Source organism: Wolbachia endosymbiont of Nomada ferruginata, from assembly GCF_001675785.1.
Classification (GTDB): Bacteria; Pseudomonadota; Alphaproteobacteria; order Rickettsiales; family Anaplasmataceae; genus Wolbachia; species Wolbachia pipientis.
The window spans coordinates 1-1,972 of the sequence record NZ_LYUY01000144.1; the positions used below are offsets into that span (position 1 = coordinate 1).

Genomic DNA, 1,972 nt, shown 5'->3' on the forward strand with positions numbered 1-1,972 from the left:
AGAATTTCATATACCTAGCTATGAGTAGGGTTATGTTAAAGAGGGAATATGCTTGAATTTACTTGTTTCCGGACAACCTCTGAATCTACATTCAGGAACTTTTGGTAAAGTAACATTAAGTAGTGGAAGATTTATTGTTGAAATTAGAGGGCTCTCAGCAAAGCTTGAGAGAAGCATAGCAGAATTATACTCTCCTGCATGCAGAGCACAATTTTGCGATGATAAATGTAAAGCCGATACTAAAAAATTTAGTAAAATAAGTACAATCACTAAAGTAATAGATGAAAGAAGATTTGAAGACACAAATTTAACTGAGAGTGATGAATATTATAAGCACGGAGTAGTGAAATTCTTTGGCTCAACAGCATTTGAAGGTGTAGTAAAAGAATATAAAAATAAAGTAGTTACATTGTTTACTGTGCCTCCATACCAAATTTTTGCTGGAGATAAATATTCAATACTTGCAGGTTGCGATAAAACATTTCCAACTTGCAGAAGCAAGTTTAACAATACTGTGAATTTTCGTGGTGAACCCTATATACCAGGTTTTTATATTGTTTAGCAGCACAATTTTCAATATCATGAATACATGGAAAGGTGGCTGAGTGGTCTAAAGCACACGCTTGGAAAGCGTGCACATATGAAAATATGTCGGGGGTTCAAATCCCCCCTTTTCCGTAGGTTACTTCTAGAATAGTATAAAACCCTCGGTCGCGCACACAACTGTACGAACATTGTAATATGGTACAATGTTACAACTATGCGGTGGTAATTTACGATAAATTCATGTAGCCATTTCAAATTTAGCCATACCAATGTCAGTAAATTGATTAAGCAAATAACACTTGAGTAGCAGTTCCTTCCCACGATTAATTTCAGATTTGTTCCGAAAATTAAACCCGAATGTTTGTTTCAGTCGCGAGAAAAAACTTTCTACATAAGATCTTTTTCCGTAGTTTGTTTGCCTTTTCCACCTCTTCATTCCATCTTCGCTGTATGACTTTATTAGTCTAATTGCAGCATTTCTCTCTGCCATACTTTGGATGCTCTGCTGCATTGTTTTTTTGGAGGAATTTTTGTCTTTATGCCGCATTCATCACACAATTTATAGAGTTTATGTCTGTCATATGCTCTGTCTGCATATAGTGCTTTTATGGCATGCTGAAAATTAACTCCTTTAAGCAAATCGCAAGCTCCATAGTGATCAGACCGTTACTGTATTTTGCAGCTATGGCTTTTTTGCTGTTTATATTCAACATTACATGCAATTTTCTTGTCTGTTCATAGCCACGATATTTTCTGTCAGCGCTATTTTCCTTGCTGTGACCAGGGGTATTGTTGTAAATGCTGATACCTGTACTATCTATAGCAATTTCGATATCTTCCATATTATTTTTATCAATTCTGTAATCATTTATCTTAACATTAAGTTTCTTAAACCTTCTTGAAGCCTGAGAATAGCTGATAACTTGCAAATTTTTCCCAATTTGCTCAAGGTATCCTGCTATAAATCCAACTGTTTGCCTCAAACCTATTCTGAATAGATGGGTTATTATATGTATCAAAATCACCACTTTATTGCTGTAAATATTGTTGCCACCCTGCATTTTTGGCCCAATTTCATACCAATTTTCTATGGCTTCGTTGATATAATGAAAAATATTTCCTCTTTTTTCTAGAAATTTGTTATATTCGTTTTGGTTACTGACTCTCATTTTTTGTGGCATATTTTTTCTTCAACAGTTGAATGGCTATTTTATAATGAATTTTGTCAGTAACTGCCAGATTTTTTCGGTTGCTATGCAACAAAGCCCACTGGAATCCAGTTCTTATTGTACATTCACCTGGTGTAAAGTTAAGTTTCCTGGATCCCAGTGTCTGGGCACTGTAGACTGACCTTACCCAGAAAAAGTGGAGAGAAAGAAAGGAGTTTTTTCGGGTAAAATAAAATTTTGGAGGATTAGAAATGGCA

At 35.1% G+C, this 1,972-nt stretch carries 1 protein-coding gene, 1 tRNA gene and 2 pseudogenes; 2 read left to right on the forward strand and 2 right to left on the reverse strand.

Features of this window, described 5'->3' with window-relative positions:
* Positions 1–79: 79 nt before the first annotated feature.
* A pseudogene (locus tag BA053_RS06060) lies at positions 80–562 on the forward strand (DUF2163 domain-containing protein); the annotation flags it as partial.
* 29 nt (positions 563–591) lie between these two features.
* Positions 592–678, forward strand: a tRNA-Ser gene (locus tag BA053_RS06065).
* A 106-nt stretch (positions 679–784) separates the two neighbouring features.
* Here BA053_RS06065 and BA053_RS08810 read toward each other — a convergent pair.
* Positions 785–1,727 (reverse strand): annotated as a pseudogene (locus tag BA053_RS08810) (IS5 family transposase).
* Positions 1,702–1,972 (reverse strand): hypothetical protein (locus tag BA053_RS07890; RefSeq protein WP_218914979.1); only part of this gene is annotated, 271 nt, incomplete at its 5' end. The gene BA053_RS07890 and the pseudogene BA053_RS08810, both read right to left, overlap by 26 nt.